9 protein-coding genes are annotated in these 12,686 nt (G+C 66.5%); 4 read left to right on the plus strand and 5 right to left on the minus strand.

The window, feature by feature from the left end; genetic code table 11:
- Positions 1 to 26: 26 nt before the first annotated feature.
- The 5 genes from RAM80_RS26600 to RAM80_RS26620 all read right to left on the minus strand — a co-directional run bounded on the left by RAM80_RS26600 (position 27) and on the right by RAM80_RS26620 (position 7,813).
- Positions 27 to 2,549: an excinuclease ABC subunit A gene (locus tag RAM80_RS26600; RefSeq protein ID WP_416423364.1), complete on the minus strand. Its 2,523-nt coding sequence runs from the start codon at positions 2,547 to 2,549 to the stop codon at positions 27 to 29.
- 69 nt (positions 2,550 to 2,618) lie between these two features.
- A complete protein-coding gene (locus tag RAM80_RS26605; protein ID WP_416423365.1) occupies positions 2,619 to 3,809 on the minus strand; it encodes a hypothetical protein in 1,191 nt (396 codons plus the stop codon).
- A 107-nt stretch (positions 3,810 to 3,916) separates the two neighbouring features.
- Positions 3,917 to 5,122 (minus strand): hypothetical protein, encoded by a 1,206-nt coding sequence (locus RAM80_RS26610; RefSeq protein ID WP_416423366.1) that lies wholly within the window; start codon positions 5,120 to 5,122, stop codon positions 3,917 to 3,919.
- Positions 5,123 to 5,236: 114 nt separating this feature from the next.
- Positions 5,237 to 5,905 carry a TIGR02466 family protein gene (locus tag RAM80_RS26615; RefSeq protein ID WP_416423367.1) on the minus strand — a complete coding sequence of 223 codons (669 nt, stop codon included), beginning with the start codon at positions 5,903 to 5,905 and terminating at the stop codon, positions 5,237 to 5,239.
- An 852-nt stretch (positions 5,906 to 6,757) separates the two neighbouring features.
- Positions 6,758 to 7,813 carry a DNA topoisomerase IB gene (locus RAM80_RS26620; RefSeq protein ID WP_416423368.1) on the minus strand — a complete coding sequence of 352 codons (1,056 nt, stop codon included), beginning with the start codon at positions 7,811 to 7,813 and terminating at the stop codon, positions 6,758 to 6,760.
- A gap of 244 nt (positions 7,814 to 8,057) precedes the next feature.
- Here RAM80_RS26620 and RAM80_RS26625 point away from each other — a divergent pair, with 244 nt between their 5' ends.
- From RAM80_RS26625 to RAM80_RS26640, 4 genes are all read left to right on the plus strand, one after another.
- A complete protein-coding gene (locus RAM80_RS26625; RefSeq protein WP_416423369.1) occupies positions 8,058 to 8,543 on the plus strand; it encodes a CS1 type fimbrial major subunit in 486 nt (161 codons plus the stop codon).
- Between the two features lie 89 nt (positions 8,544 to 8,632).
- Positions 8,633 to 11,152, plus strand: a complete 2,520-nt coding sequence (locus RAM80_RS26630; RefSeq protein ID WP_416423370.1) for a TcfC E-set like domain-containing protein — start codon at positions 8,633 to 8,635, stop codon at positions 11,150 to 11,152.
- A gap of 144 nt (positions 11,153 to 11,296) precedes the next feature.
- A complete protein-coding gene (locus tag RAM80_RS26635) occupies positions 11,297 to 12,025 on the plus strand; it encodes a molecular chaperone (RefSeq protein ID WP_416423371.1) in 729 nt (242 codons plus the stop codon).
- 31 nt (positions 12,026 to 12,056) lie between these two features.
- Positions 12,057 to 12,683 (plus strand): response regulator, encoded by a 627-nt coding sequence (locus RAM80_RS26640; protein WP_416423372.1) that lies wholly within the window; start codon positions 12,057 to 12,059, stop codon positions 12,681 to 12,683.
- The last annotated feature ends 3 nt before the right edge of the window (positions 12,684 to 12,686 follow it).

Here is a 12,686-nt window from a genome sequence, read left to right on the forward strand (position 1 = left end):
CAGCCTGACGCAGCCTGCGGCAGCTGCTACGGGGGGGTGTTTGCAAGCGTTGCGGCAAGGTAGGGGGCGGTCTTGCTGGCCTTCGCGCTCGCCACCTTCTCCGGGCGCCCGCTGGCCACCACCGTGCCGCCCTTGTCGCCAGCCCCCGGCCCCATGTCGATCACCCAGTCACTCTGGGCCACCACGCGCATGTCGTGTTCCACCACGATCACCGTGTTGCCGGCATCTACCAAACCGTTGAGCTGCGCCAGCAGGCGGTCGACGTCGCAGGGGTGCAGGCCGGTGGTGGGTTCGTCCAGCACGTACAGGGTGGCGCCGCGCTGGCCACGTTGCAGTTCGGTGGCCAGCTTGATGCGCTGGGCCTCGCCGCCCGACAGCTCGGTGGCCGGCTGGCCCAGGCGCAAATAGCCCAGGCCGATGTCGCGCAGCACCGTCAGCGCGCGGCTGATGGCCGGCTGCCCGGTGAACACCGCGCAGGCCTGGTCCACGGTGAGTTGCAGCACCTGGGCGATGTTCAGGCCCAGGCATTGCACCTCCAGCGTCTGCGGGCTGTAGCGGGCGCCGTGGCAGGTGGGGCAGGGCGCGTAGACGCTGGGCATGAACAGCAGCTCGACGCTGACGAAGCCTTCGCCCTCGCACTGCGGGCAGCGCCCCTTGGCGACGTTGAAGGAGAACTGCCCGGCGTCGAAGCCACGCTCGCGGGCCTGGGGCGTGGCGGCGAACAGCTTGCGCACCTGGTCGAACAGGCCGGTGTAGGTGGCAAGGTTTGAACGAGGAGTGCGGCCGATGGGTTTCTGGTCGACCTTCACCAGCCGCTGGATGGCGGCCATGCCGTCGACGATATGCCCTGACTCGGTGACCGGCGCCGCGTCTTCCAGCGGGTTGTCCTGGCCTTCTTCTTCATCGGGCAGGGCGTGGCCCAGGGCGGTGGCCACCAGCTCCAGCAGCACCTGGCTGACCAGGCTGGACTTGCCCGAACCGGACACGCCGGTGACGGCCGTGAAGGCGTGCAGCGGGAACGCCACCGCCAGTTGGTGCAGGTTGTTGCGGGTGACGTCGGCCAGCTTCAGCCAGTCGCGCACCGGGCGTCGGGGGTAGGGCACCGGCACCGCGCCGCCATACAGGTGCAGGCGCGTCTGCGATTCTTCGATATCACTCAGGCCATGGGGCGGCCCGCTGAACAACACGGTGCCGCCGTGCTCGCCAGCGGCAGGGCCGACGTCCACCAGCCAGTCGGCGCGGCGCATGGTCTCCAGGTCGTGCTCCACCACGAACAGCGAATTACCGGCGGCCTTCAAACCCTGCAACGCCGTGAACAACGCCTCGCCATCGGCCGGGTGCAGGCCGGCCGAGGGCTCGTCGAGCACGTAGATCACCCCGAACAGCTGGGAATTGAGCTGAGTGGCCAGGCGCAGGCGCTGCAGCTCGCCGGACGACAGCGTCGGCGTGCTGCGCTCCAGCGCCAGGTAGCCCAGGCCCAGGTCGGTGAGGGTGTGCAGGCGCTGCAGCAGGTCATGGGCCAGGCGCTGCGCGGCCAGCTGCTTTTCCACCGACAGCCCGGCGCTGGCGCTGGGGCCATGGGCCGCCAGGGGCTTCAGTACCTCGGCCAGGCGCGCCAGCGGCATCTGCGACAGCTCGCCGATGTCCAGCCCGGCGAAGGTCACCTGAAGCGCCGCCTGCTTCAGGCGCTTGCCCTGGCACAGCGGGCAGAGGGCGCCGCGCATGAACTGGCTGACGCGCTTTTTCATCAGCGCGCTCTGCGAGTGAGTAAAAGTGTGCAGCACGTAGCGCCGGGCCCCGGTGAAGGTGCCTTGGTAGCTGGGCTCCAGCTTGCGCTTGAGCGCCTGGCGGGTCTCGGCCGGGGTGAAGCCGGCGTACACCGGCACCGTGGGTTGTTCCTCGGTGTACAGGATCCAGTCGCGTTGCTCGCGGGGCAGGTCGCGCCAGGGGATGTCCACGTCATAGCCCAGGGTCACCAGGATGTCGCGCAGGTTCTGGCCTTGCCAGGCGGTGGGCCAGGCGGCCACGGCGCGCTCGCGGATGGTCAGCGAGTCGTCGGGCACCATGGTCTGCTCGTTCACCTCGTACACCCGGCCCAGGCCATGGCACTCGGGGCAGGCGCCCTGGGGCGTGTTGGGCGAGAAGTCCTCGGCGTACAGAATGCCCATGCCCGCCGGGTAGTGCCCGGCGCGCGAGTACAGCATGCGCACCAGGCTGCCCAGGGTGGTCACGCTGCCCACCGAGGACCGGGTGCTGGGCGTGCCCCGTTGCTGCTGCAAGGCCACGGCGGGTGGCAGGCCGTCGATGGCGTCGACGTCCGGTACCCCGACCTGGTCGATCAGCCGCCGCGCATAGGGCGCCACGGATTCGAAATAGCGCCGCTGCGCCTCGGCGTACAAGGTGCCGAAGGCCAGGGACGATTTGCCCGAACCCGATACCCCGGTGAACACCACCAGGGCGTCGCGGGGAATGTCGACGTCGACGTTCTTGAGGTTGTGCTCGCGAGCACCGCGCACGCGCACGTAGCCGGACTGGCCGATGGGTTTCATGGAGGCTGCACCTGCAATGGCGATCACGTCTTATAACCGACCGTCGGCGGTTGGCAAAGTGCGCCGCAGTTACAGCTGCGCGTCGAAGACGATGGTTACGTTGCCGGTGTACTGGCGGCCGGTGCGCTTCATCATGGTCGCCACGTACGGCGCGTCCACCGAGTAATGCAGCCGCCCAGGCCGCCCCGCGGCGACGGCCACGCTCTGGAAGGCCAGCGCCTGGTCTTCGCCCAACGGCAGGGGCAGTGCCTGGACGGGGTTACCCTTATGGCGAATTTCCCTGGGCAGCGATACCGCCACCACCAGGGGTACCCTGTGGCCACTGATCGGCTCGCGGAGGCTGCATCGGTTGGACAGGAGGGTATCGCACTTGAGGTACATCTTCATGGGCGCCGACGCCGATATCTGGAACGGGTGCACCCGCTCCAGGCGCGGCGGCAAGCGGCTGCCGGCCAACCAGCGTGGCCAGCCGCCGTCGGGCTCCAGCACTACGCGGTGGGAGTCAGCGGGGAAATCCACGCGCAGTTCGTGCAGCACCTTCAGCTCGAAATTGAACGTTACCTGGGCATCGCTGTACTGGCCGTTGCCCAGGTCGATCTGCTGGCCAGGACCCAGGGTGTAGGTGAGGGCACCCCGATAGGTGCCATTGCTCAACGCGAAGGGGTTGGGCGCCTCGAGTTCATAGCCAATGGACACCTGGCTGATCGTGCCGGTGTATGGACCGAGCGGCTCGGGCTTGGGCGGGCGGCTGCAGGTTGTCCAGCCGGCCGGCACTGTCCAGGCGAAACTGTACATGGTGTCATGGCCGGCCCCCGCGCGCCCCCGGCAGTCGCCGCTACTGGCGCCCTGCGCGCCCGAGGCGTTGGCGACGATGCCGATGCTGCCCACCGTGCCTCCAGGCGCCAGGGTGCCCAGGTCGTAGCGGCGCGCCAGCAGGTTGAGGCGAAACTGCAGCGGTACCGTCATCGGGCCGCGGTCATGGCTGACGTTGACGGTTTTCCAGTCGCCGTCCACTCGTTGGTAGCCATGTCCCTCGGGTGGGCCGGGGTTTTGCCACTGACGCTCAATGGTCAGGGGAATGGTGAGGGTGAACTCGCCTGGGCGACAATGGACCGAGCCATTACAGTAGCCTGACTGCGGCGTGGTGTTGGTAAACTTCACCGCGTTCGGCGCGCTGGCACGGGGCGCGAACTCTGCCGTTATCGCCAGCTCGCTGGCCTGGGGTGTAGTGCCGACAAGCACTAGCAGGCTGGGCCCCATGCATCGCATCCAGTTCACGGCGTGTTTCCCCTCTCCTCGTATAGAGGGAAAGATTTTGCCGGTCAGTACGTCATCCGTCTGTAGGGCGATTCCCAAAATGCGCAAACTTACAACTGCGCGTCGAAGACGATGGTCACCTCGCCACTGTACTGCCGGCCGGCGTTCTGCATCATCGCCGCCAGATACGACGGCTCCACCCAGTAATGCATGCGCGCCTGGCGCCCGGCGGCAACCGCCACGTTCTGGAGCTGCAGCGCCTGGGCCTCGCCCAGTGGCAACGGCTGTTCGTGCAGCACGGCGCCGTTGTGGCGCACTTCGCCCGGCAGGGTCACCGCCACCACGATGGGCACCTGATGGCCGCTTAGCGGCTCGCGGATGCTGCACTGGTTGCCCACAGGCGCTGCGCACTTGAGGTACATCTTCATGGGGGCGGATGCCCAGATCAGGAACGGGTGCGTGCGCCGCAGCCGCGTCGGTTGGCGGTTGCCATGCTGCCAGCCGCTGTCGGGCTCCAGCACGGCGTGGTCGCTGCCGTCGGGGAAATCCACGCGCAGTTCATGCTGCACGGTGAGTTCAAAATTGAAGTTGATCTGCTGCTCGTCGTATTGGCCGCTGCCCAGGTCGATCTGCATGCCCGGGCCGAGGCTGTAGCGCAGGCTGCCGCGATAGGTGCCGTTGCCCAGGGCGAAGGGGTTGGGGGCCTCCAGCTCATAACCCACCGAAATCTGGTTGAGGTTGCCTGCATAAGGGCCCATCACGCCGGCCGCGGGTGGCCGGGTGCAGGTGACGACCCCTTCGGGCACGCTCCAGGCAAATGAGTACAGGGCATCGGCGCCGGCTCCCACCCGGCCCTGACAACCGCCTGTGCTTGCTCCCGACACTCCGGCGCGGTTGGCGATGATGCCAATGCTGCCCACTTCGCCGCCGGGCATCAGGGTGCCGCGGTTGTAGCGCCGGCCCAGCAGGTTCAGGCGAAAGCGCACCGGTGCTGGTGCGGCGCCGTTGTCCCCTGTGACCCACACGGTTTTCCATTCGCCGTCGACGCGTTGGTAGTTGTGACCCTCGATGGCGCCGGGGGTTATCCATTCGCGTTGGATGGTCAGGGGAAACAGGATGGTGAAGTCCCCGGGGCGGCAACTTGGGTTGTTATTCGCGCAGTAGCCCGATACCGGCGTGGTGTTGACGAACTTGACGTTGCCGGGCGAGCTGACGCGTGGGATGAATTCGGCGGTGATGTCCAGCTCGCTGGCCCAGCCTGGCGTGGTGAGCAGCGTCAGGCCTAGCGAGGCAAGTTGCAGATGAGCCCTTTTCATGTGGCGTCCCTTCCAATGTGCTTTCAAGAAACAGCCATTGTTGTGGGTAAAGACGGCCTATTCTGTAGGACTTTTCCTAAAGAAACCTCCCGGCGCGAAGTGGCCGGGCGGCTCTCAGATGGAGAAGTTGAACGCCACGGAGATCCGCGGGCGGTCGCCCTCGTAGCGCCGCACCGAGTGCAACAGCCAGGAAGGAAACATCAGCAGCGTGCCGCTTTGCGGCGTGTGGGCGTGGCCCGCGCCGGCGCCCAGGCAGCCTTCGATGCGCATGCGCAGCGCCGGGTTGAGCAGCATGGGCGTGATGCCGCGCGGGTCGACGAACTCCAGTTCACCGCCCACTGCCGGGTCATCGGCGCGGCCGCCGTCATCCACCCAGTACACCCCGGACCAGAATGAGCCCGGGTGGCCGTGCAGGGCGTTGGCGTGGCCGCGACGGTTGATGTTGGCCCAGGCGCTGTAGTTCCACTTCAGGTGCGCCTCGATCAGGCCATGTTCCGGCGAGCTGACGGCCGACAGCTGGTTGGCCAGCTCCTGGGCGAAGGCCAGCAACTGCGCGCCGGGTTCACCGGCCCAGTCGGTGAAGCCGTCGTCCGACTGCCAGCCGCCCAGGTTGCTGTGCTGGGTGCCGGGATGGGACTCGCTGCGCGCCAGGATCACCGTCTTGAGGCGTTCGTTGAGGTGCTCGAAGTCCGGGTGTTGCAACGCGGCGATGGGCGTGGGGAACAGCCGGGTGATCTTGATCTGGTCGGGGGCGACCTGCGGTGGGAAGCTGGAGTCGGACATGACGGGGCTCGCGGGCGGAGGAGGTGGCAATTATCGCCCAGTGCGCGCCCCCCGCGCCAGCGGGCAGGCGGCGAGCCTGTGATCCAGGCCGTATCCAGCCTGTGACCTGGCCTGTGACCTGCTGTTGATCTGCTGTTGATCTGGCTTTTGCTCTGGCTTTTGATTTTGCTTTTGATCTTGATTGTATGCCCCGTAAAGCGCCTGGGCCGACTGGAGGCGTCGATCAACGGGCTGCCCGAAGGGCCGAGGCCGCAGGCCGAAGAGACGGTAACCCGCAGGCTTCTATAGCGGGTGCCGTCTGCCCGTTGAGCGGCGCCGGAAGGAGGGGACCCGTAGCGCAGCGTAGGGCCCAAGCAGGGGCAAGCCCTTTTTGCTTATTTTTTGGCTGGGCCGGCACACCGGGCGACTGCCAAAAAGTGAGTCGGCGTAAGGCCGAAACGGTCGGTGGTCGCACCACGAAAATGGATATGTTCGAAATCGCCGAAGCGGGATCCGAAGACCATGAACATATCCATTTTTTCGGGGGATGCCACTTCACCTTTCCGGCCTTACGCCGGCTCACTTTTTGTCAAACGCCACAAAAAGTAAGCAAAAAAGGCTTGCCCCTGCTTGGTCCCTACGCTTCGCTGCGGGTCCCCTCCTTCCGGCGTCGTCCAAGCGGCCGACGGCCCGGAATAGAAGCGCCTCCGGTTCCGTCTTCCCCGGCTACGCCGTGGACCGCTTGGCCAACGCCTCCAGTCGGCCCTGGCGCTTTATGGGGCACACAATCAAGATCAAAGGCCTCACGGGATCAAGATCAAGATCTACGGCAGCGGCAGTGCAGGCCGGTTACGGCTGCCGCTGCAGTCAGCACTACGCCGCCGCAGCCTCCTGCGCAGCCACCAACCTCTGCAAAAACGTCGCCAACGCCACTTCCTCCAACCGCAACCCTTTACGCTTGCGCGGCTTCGGCAGTTTGGCCAGCTCCCCCAGCACATACCGCTCCAGCACGGCCGGGTGGATGTAGCACTTGCGGCATACCGCCGGGGTGTTGCCTAGGGTACGCGCCACGGCCTTGACCATCTCGACGATTTGCCGCTTGGCCTCCGGCTCGGGCTGCCAGTGCAACTCGCGCAGCATGGCCAGGGCCAGCGCGCTGCCAGCCCAGGTGCGGTAGTCCTTGGCGGTGAAGTCGGCGCCGGTCATTTCGTGCAGGTAGGCGTTGACGTCGTTGGAGCTGACCGTGTGCCGCTCGCCCTGCTCGTCCAGGTACTGGAACAGGTGCTGGCCGGGCAGCTCCAGGCAGCGCTTGATGATCCGCGCCAGGCGCTTGTCGCGCACCGATACTCGATGTTCAACGCCACTCTTGCCGCGAAAGTGGAATTCGATGGCGCTGCCTTTCACCGCCACATGGCGGTTGCGCAAGGTGGTCAGGCCGTAGGAGCGGTTGTCCCGGGCGTACTGGGTGTTGCCCACGCGGATCAGCGTGGTGTCGAGCAGCGAGATCACCGTGGCCATGATCTTGTTGCGGTCCAGGCCGGGCAGCGCCAGGTGCCCCTCCAGTTGCTTGCGCAGCTTGGGCAGGGCCTTGCCGAACTCGATCATGCGCGCGTACTTGTCCTGGTCACGCACCTCGCGCCAGCGTGCGTGATAGCGGTATTGCTTGCGGCCACGGGCGTCACGGCCGGTGGCCTGCAGGTGGCCGCGCGGGTCGCTGCAGATCCACACGTCGGTGTAGGCGGGAGGCACGGCCAGGGCGTTGATGCGCTTGATCTCTTCGGCGTCGTCCACGCGGCCGCCATCGGCGTGAAAGTAGACGAAGTGGTCGCCCTGGCGCTCGCGGCGAATGCCGGGTTGCTGGTCGTCGACGTAATGCAGGTCGGGAGGCAGGTCGGGCAGGTCGGCGGCGATGTCGTTGATTTCGGCCATGGCGCATAGGTTTCCAGGGGGGCATGAAGGATGGACCACGGCCTGTGCCGCAGGTGCCATCGGCGTGCGGGCCCCGGAAACAGGGGCTTCGGAAATTTCCTCGTTTCGTTCGGAACTGTCCGACTTTTCGCACAAGTCGCGTCGCCAATAATTCGCTCCGTTGACTGCCCGGGCCTGCTCGCTCGGCCTGGCGGTCGGTAGGGCAGGCGTGCTGCCCACTCAACGAATACAACGGAGATCCACCATGAAAAAGCTGTTCCTCGCCCTGCCATTGGCCCTGCTTGTTGTCGGTAATGCGATGGCTGTCGACCCTATCGAGAAGCAAGTGACGGTGACGGCTGTCATCCCGACCGACAGCTTCTACGTGGAGCCAGTGGGCGGCAACTGGATGAACGATCCGCAGGAGATGGCCTGGAACCCCTTCCAGCAGACCCTGACCCCGATCACCAAGCAGCTGCAGGTCAAGAGCACCACCGGCGCCATCTCCGCCTATGTGCTGACGCCGCCGGTAATGACCAGCGGTGGCAGCAACATCGGCCTGCAGGTGTCGGTGGCTGGCAAGACCCTGACCACCACGGCTGCCGAAGTGGTAACAGCCGCCCAGGCAGCACCCGGCAGCACTGTGTCGTTCCAGGTAGCGGCCTTGGGCGACGGTTCCACCTACGTGCCGGGTGCCTACCAGGGCGTGGTCAACATGATGTTCGAAACCGTCACCCCGCCGGGTAACTGATCGCGTTTCACCTTTATTACCGTTCCCGACCTGTGCCCCGTGGCGCGGGGCGGGCGCGGTTTACCCGTGAACCGTAGATGGCGCCTGTCATGAACCTTGCATTTTTCATTCGCCTGGCGCTGGGTTGTTGTGCCGCGTCATTGTGGTGTGCCCAGGCCCAGGCGGCGCCCTCCGCGCCGACCCCGCTGGGCGTGCTGAGCCAGGCCGAGAACCTGCCCAGTGATTTCAGCGAACATTTCTTCGACGTGCCGCTGGCCGTGCGCGTCGACCTCGATGGCCGTTTCCTTGGCGAGGCCATGATCGTGCTGTCACGCAACGAAACCGTGCAACTGCTGGAGTTCACCCAGGTGGACGAAAGCCACGAACCCGATGCCACCCGCCAGCGCTGGCGCGACCTGCTGGTGGACGGCCGGTCCCTGGGCAACTGCCTCAAGGACTGCGCCCAGGACCTGGTGGCCCTGCACTACAGCCTGGTGAACTCGCAGCTATCGATACTGACCCGTGCCGTGGAGCAGGACCCGGCCCAGGCACGCTTCTATTCGCTGCCCGAGCAGGGCAGCCGCGGCCTGATCGTGCGCAACCAGCTCAACCTGGCCCGCGACGGCGACCAGACCAGTGGCCGCTACGCCCTGCAAGGGCAGAGCAGCCTCGGCAGCTGGACCGGCCTTGCCAACGTGCAGGCTGACCGCAGCAACGAGGTCGGTGCCCAGTCCCGCCACCGCGTCGACCAGCTGTACGGCGAGCGGCTCAGCCCCGCGCATTTTTTCCGCCTGGGCTATTTCACGCCCAGCTCCCAGGGCCTCACCCGCCAGCCGCGGCTGATGGGCTCGAGCCCCGACGCCACGGTGGGAGTGATGTTCGGCAGCAGCGACAGCCTGGCCATCAACAACGGCGCACCCAGCAGCACGCCGATCTACGTCACGCCCAACCGTCCGGGCGTGGTCGAGATCTACCGCAACGGCCAGCTGATCAATAGCCAGCCGGTGCAGGCTGGCCTGCAAGCCATCGACACCCGCGTGCTGCCCGGCGGTATCTACGAGGTGGAGGTGCGCCTGGTGGAAGACGGCCAGGTGACCTCGCGCACCCCCGAGTTCATCTACAAGCCCGGCAACTGGGCCAACCCCGAGCAGCGCTGGCGCTACAACCTGTTCGCCGGCCAGCAGCGCGACCTGCTCAGCAACTGGGACAACCAGGATGAGGAAGGCGGCCTGAGCGCCGGCGTGCTCACCAACTACCTGCTGCACCCGCGCGCCGTGGTCGGCCTGTCGGCCCAACGCGTCGACGACCGCGTGCAGTACGGTACGTCGCTGGACTGGGACCCCCATGACCGCTTCAAGTTGTTCGGCAACCTGTACCACACCCAGGACCAGGGCGATGGCTTCGACCTGCAGGGCATCTTCAACTACGAGCGCGGCAGCCTGGTGGCCAGCCACACCCGCGCCTGGACCGAGCCGCCCAAGCTGGACCGCCGCGACAACCCGCGCCGCTACAGTAACTGGCGCGGCGGCCAGACCCAGCAAAGCTCGCTGTCCCTGAGCCACCGCCTGACCCGTGAAAACACCGTCAGCGCGCGCCTGTCCCACAGCAGCGGCGCCATCGAGGGCATGGCCATGGACCTGGGCTGGGCCTACCACGGCACCCTCAAGGGTTCGGACGCCACCTGGCGGCTGTCGCTGTTCGACCGCCCCGGCACCTACAGCTCCGGCAGCCAGCGCAACCGTGGCGTCAACCTGAGCCTGAGCCTGGCGCTGGGCAAGCCCGGCCAGCGCCTGTCGGCCAGCGTCGGCAGCCAGACCTCGCGCGATGGCGGCCGCGACCAGACCGCCACGCTCACCTATCAGCAGGACCTGCAGCACCACACCCTGCGCAGCGTCTCCGGCTCGGTGTCGGCGGACCGCTACGGCGCCGGTTTCGGGGCCAACACCCAGTTCCAGAACGGTTACCTGTTCGGTGATGCCTACGCGCAGAACTCTTCCTACAACGGCGAGCTGTCGGGTGGCCTGAACCTGGAGAGCACCCTGGCCCTGGGCGAAGGGCACGTGGCCATGAGCGGCGAGTACGGGCTGTATGACGCCGGCCTGATCGTCGACGTGGATTCGGATTTGGCGCAACTGGACCTGCGCGCCGACGATATCTCCGGCGCCAGCACCGCCTTGCACCCGGGGCGCAACGTGATCGCGGTGCAGGCCTACAAGTCCGGCAGCGTGCAGCTGGACTTCGCCGGCCGCGATGCCCACGCGGCGGTGATCCAGCCGGCCAGCCTGGGCTACCACCTGAACAAGGGCGGCGTGGAGTACCGCCAGGTGCGGGTGATGCGCACCCTGACCGTGCTCGGGCGCCTGCTGGACGGACAGGGGCAGCCGCTCAAGGGGGCGCTGGTGATCAACCATGCCAGCCGCAGTGTCAGCGAGGCCGACGGCTTCTTCGCGGTGGAGATGAGCGAGTCCACGCCCACCCTCGAAGTGCGCCACAAAGGCGCCAGGGTGTGCTTCCTGCGCCTGGACGCCAGGCACGCGCGGCGTGAGAACGAAGTGCTGCTGGTGGGCGACCAGCGTTGCACCACCGACACCCTGGCCCAGGCCGATGGAGCGGCGGGCGAGGGCGCCTAGGCCGCCATCGGCACGAAGGTAACTCGGAAATTTCGACGGGGTGTTTGGGAATCGGCCTACATCCCGCGTCGATCAGTTTTCCAATAATGGGCGCAGTCGCCGGCCACCTGGCAGCGCTGCCCCGTCACTGCAAGGTCAACCATCATGAAACGACTCATCGTTGCCATCGCCTGCCTGTTGCCCGGGCTGCTGCAGGCCGCGCCGCAACTCAATATCGGCGGCCTCTATGACTACCTGGACGGCAACCGCAGCACCCAGCTCAAGCGGGTGCGCAACAGCGGCGACAGCACTGCTTTCGTCAAGGTCAGCGTGGCCGAGATCGTCTATGCCGCCGACGGCACCTCGCGCGAGGTGCCCATGGACGGCCTGCCGGCCGAGCAGCGTGCGCTGGTGGCCAGCCCGGCGCGGCTGATCGTGCCGGCCAACGGCATGCAGGCCGTGCGCCTGCTGTACCGCGGCGAGCGCGATCGCGAACGCTACTTCCGCCTGCGCTTCATCCCGGTGCTGCCCCAGGTCAACGACGGTTTTGCCCTGACCCAACAGGAAAGCGAGCAGTACAAGGATTCGCTCAAGGCGGGGGTGAATATCCTCGCCGGCTACGGCTCGCTGCTGTTCGTGCGGCCCCAGGCCACCCGCTTCGACACCCAGGTGCTGCAGGAGCCGGGGCGCTTCCTGGTGCCCAACCAGGGCAACAGCACCGTGGTGCTGGACCATTTCAACGACTGCGACGCCAGCGGCCAGCAATGCGAAGTCACCACCAAGCACCACCTGCTGCCCAATTCGCGTCGCAGCTTCACCAAACAGCCGGGGCGCCAGTACCGGTTTGAATTGATCGAGGGCGAGCAATCGCGCCAGGTCGAGTTTCGGGGTTGAGCAACGATTTGCCAGCCCCAGCGAGGATGCCATGTACAGAGCGATGATTGTCGATGACCACCCGTTTATCCGCGCCAGCGTGCGGTTGCTGTTGGAGAAGATGAAGATCAGGGTGGTGGCCGAGCTGGACAACGGCGTGGACGCCCTGGCGGTGATCCGCGACTGGATGCCCGAGCTGCTGGTCCTCGACATCGCCATGCCCCGGCTCGACGGCATGGAGGTCATCGCGCGTATTCGGGACATGCAGCTGCCGATCAAGATCCTGGTGCTGACGTCCCAGGCGCCGGACTATTTTTCCCTGCGCTGCATGAAGGCCGGCGCGGCCGGCTACGTCTCCAAGTCCGACAACCTCAACGAGCTGACCAAGGCGGTGCAGGCCGTGCGCAGCGGCTATTCGTACTTTCCCGACGTGGCCTTGAGTTCGGTGCACCGTGGCGACAGCCTGGACAGCGAGGCCCAGTGCATCGCCCGGCTCACCGACCGCGAGCTGCTGATTCTGCAGCAACTGGCGCGCGGCTACAGCAACAAGGCCATCGGCCACGAAATGCTGCTGAGCAACAAGACCGTGAGCACCTACAAAACCCGCCTGATCGAGAAGTTGCGGGTCAAATCCCTGGTCGACCTGGCGGATCTGGCCAGGCGCCATGCGCTGATATAGGAC

Origin of the sequence: Pseudomonas sp. App30, assembly GCF_047947025.1 — a bacterium.
Taxonomy (GTDB): domain Bacteria; phylum Pseudomonadota; class Gammaproteobacteria; order Pseudomonadales; family Pseudomonadaceae; genus Aquipseudomonas.

What these genes read in the sequence shown, in the direction of transcription:
- RAM80_RS26600 (WP_416423364.1), bottom strand. Translation starts at nt 2,549, where the DNA reads ATGAAACCCATCGGCCAGTCCGGCTACGTGCGCGTGCGCGGTGCTCGC.
- RAM80_RS26605 (WP_416423365.1), bottom strand. Translation starts at nt 3,809, where the DNA reads ATGGGGCCCAGCCTGCTAGTGCTTGTCGGCACTACACCCCAGGCCAGC.
- RAM80_RS26610 (WP_416423366.1), bottom strand. Translation starts at nt 5,122, where the DNA reads ATGAAAAGGGCTCATCTGCAACTTGCCTCGCTAGGCCTGACGCTGCTC.
- RAM80_RS26615 (WP_416423367.1), bottom strand. Translation starts at nt 5,905, where the DNA reads ATGTCCGACTCCAGCTTCCCACCGCAGGTCGCCCCCGACCAGATCAAG.
- RAM80_RS26620 (WP_416423368.1), bottom strand. Translation starts at nt 7,813, where the DNA reads ATGGCCGAAATCAACGACATCGCCGCCGACCTGCCCGACCTGCCTCCC.
- RAM80_RS26625 (WP_416423369.1), top strand. Translation starts at nt 8,058, where the DNA reads ATGAAAAAGCTGTTCCTCGCCCTGCCATTGGCCCTGCTTGTTGTCGGT.
- RAM80_RS26630 (WP_416423370.1), top strand. Translation starts at nt 8,633, where the DNA reads ATGAACCTTGCATTTTTCATTCGCCTGGCGCTGGGTTGTTGTGCCGCG.
- RAM80_RS26635 (WP_416423371.1), top strand. Translation starts at nt 11,297, where the DNA reads ATGAAACGACTCATCGTTGCCATCGCCTGCCTGTTGCCCGGGCTGCTG.
- RAM80_RS26640 (WP_416423372.1), top strand. Translation starts at nt 12,057, where the DNA reads ATGTACAGAGCGATGATTGTCGATGACCACCCGTTTATCCGCGCCAGC.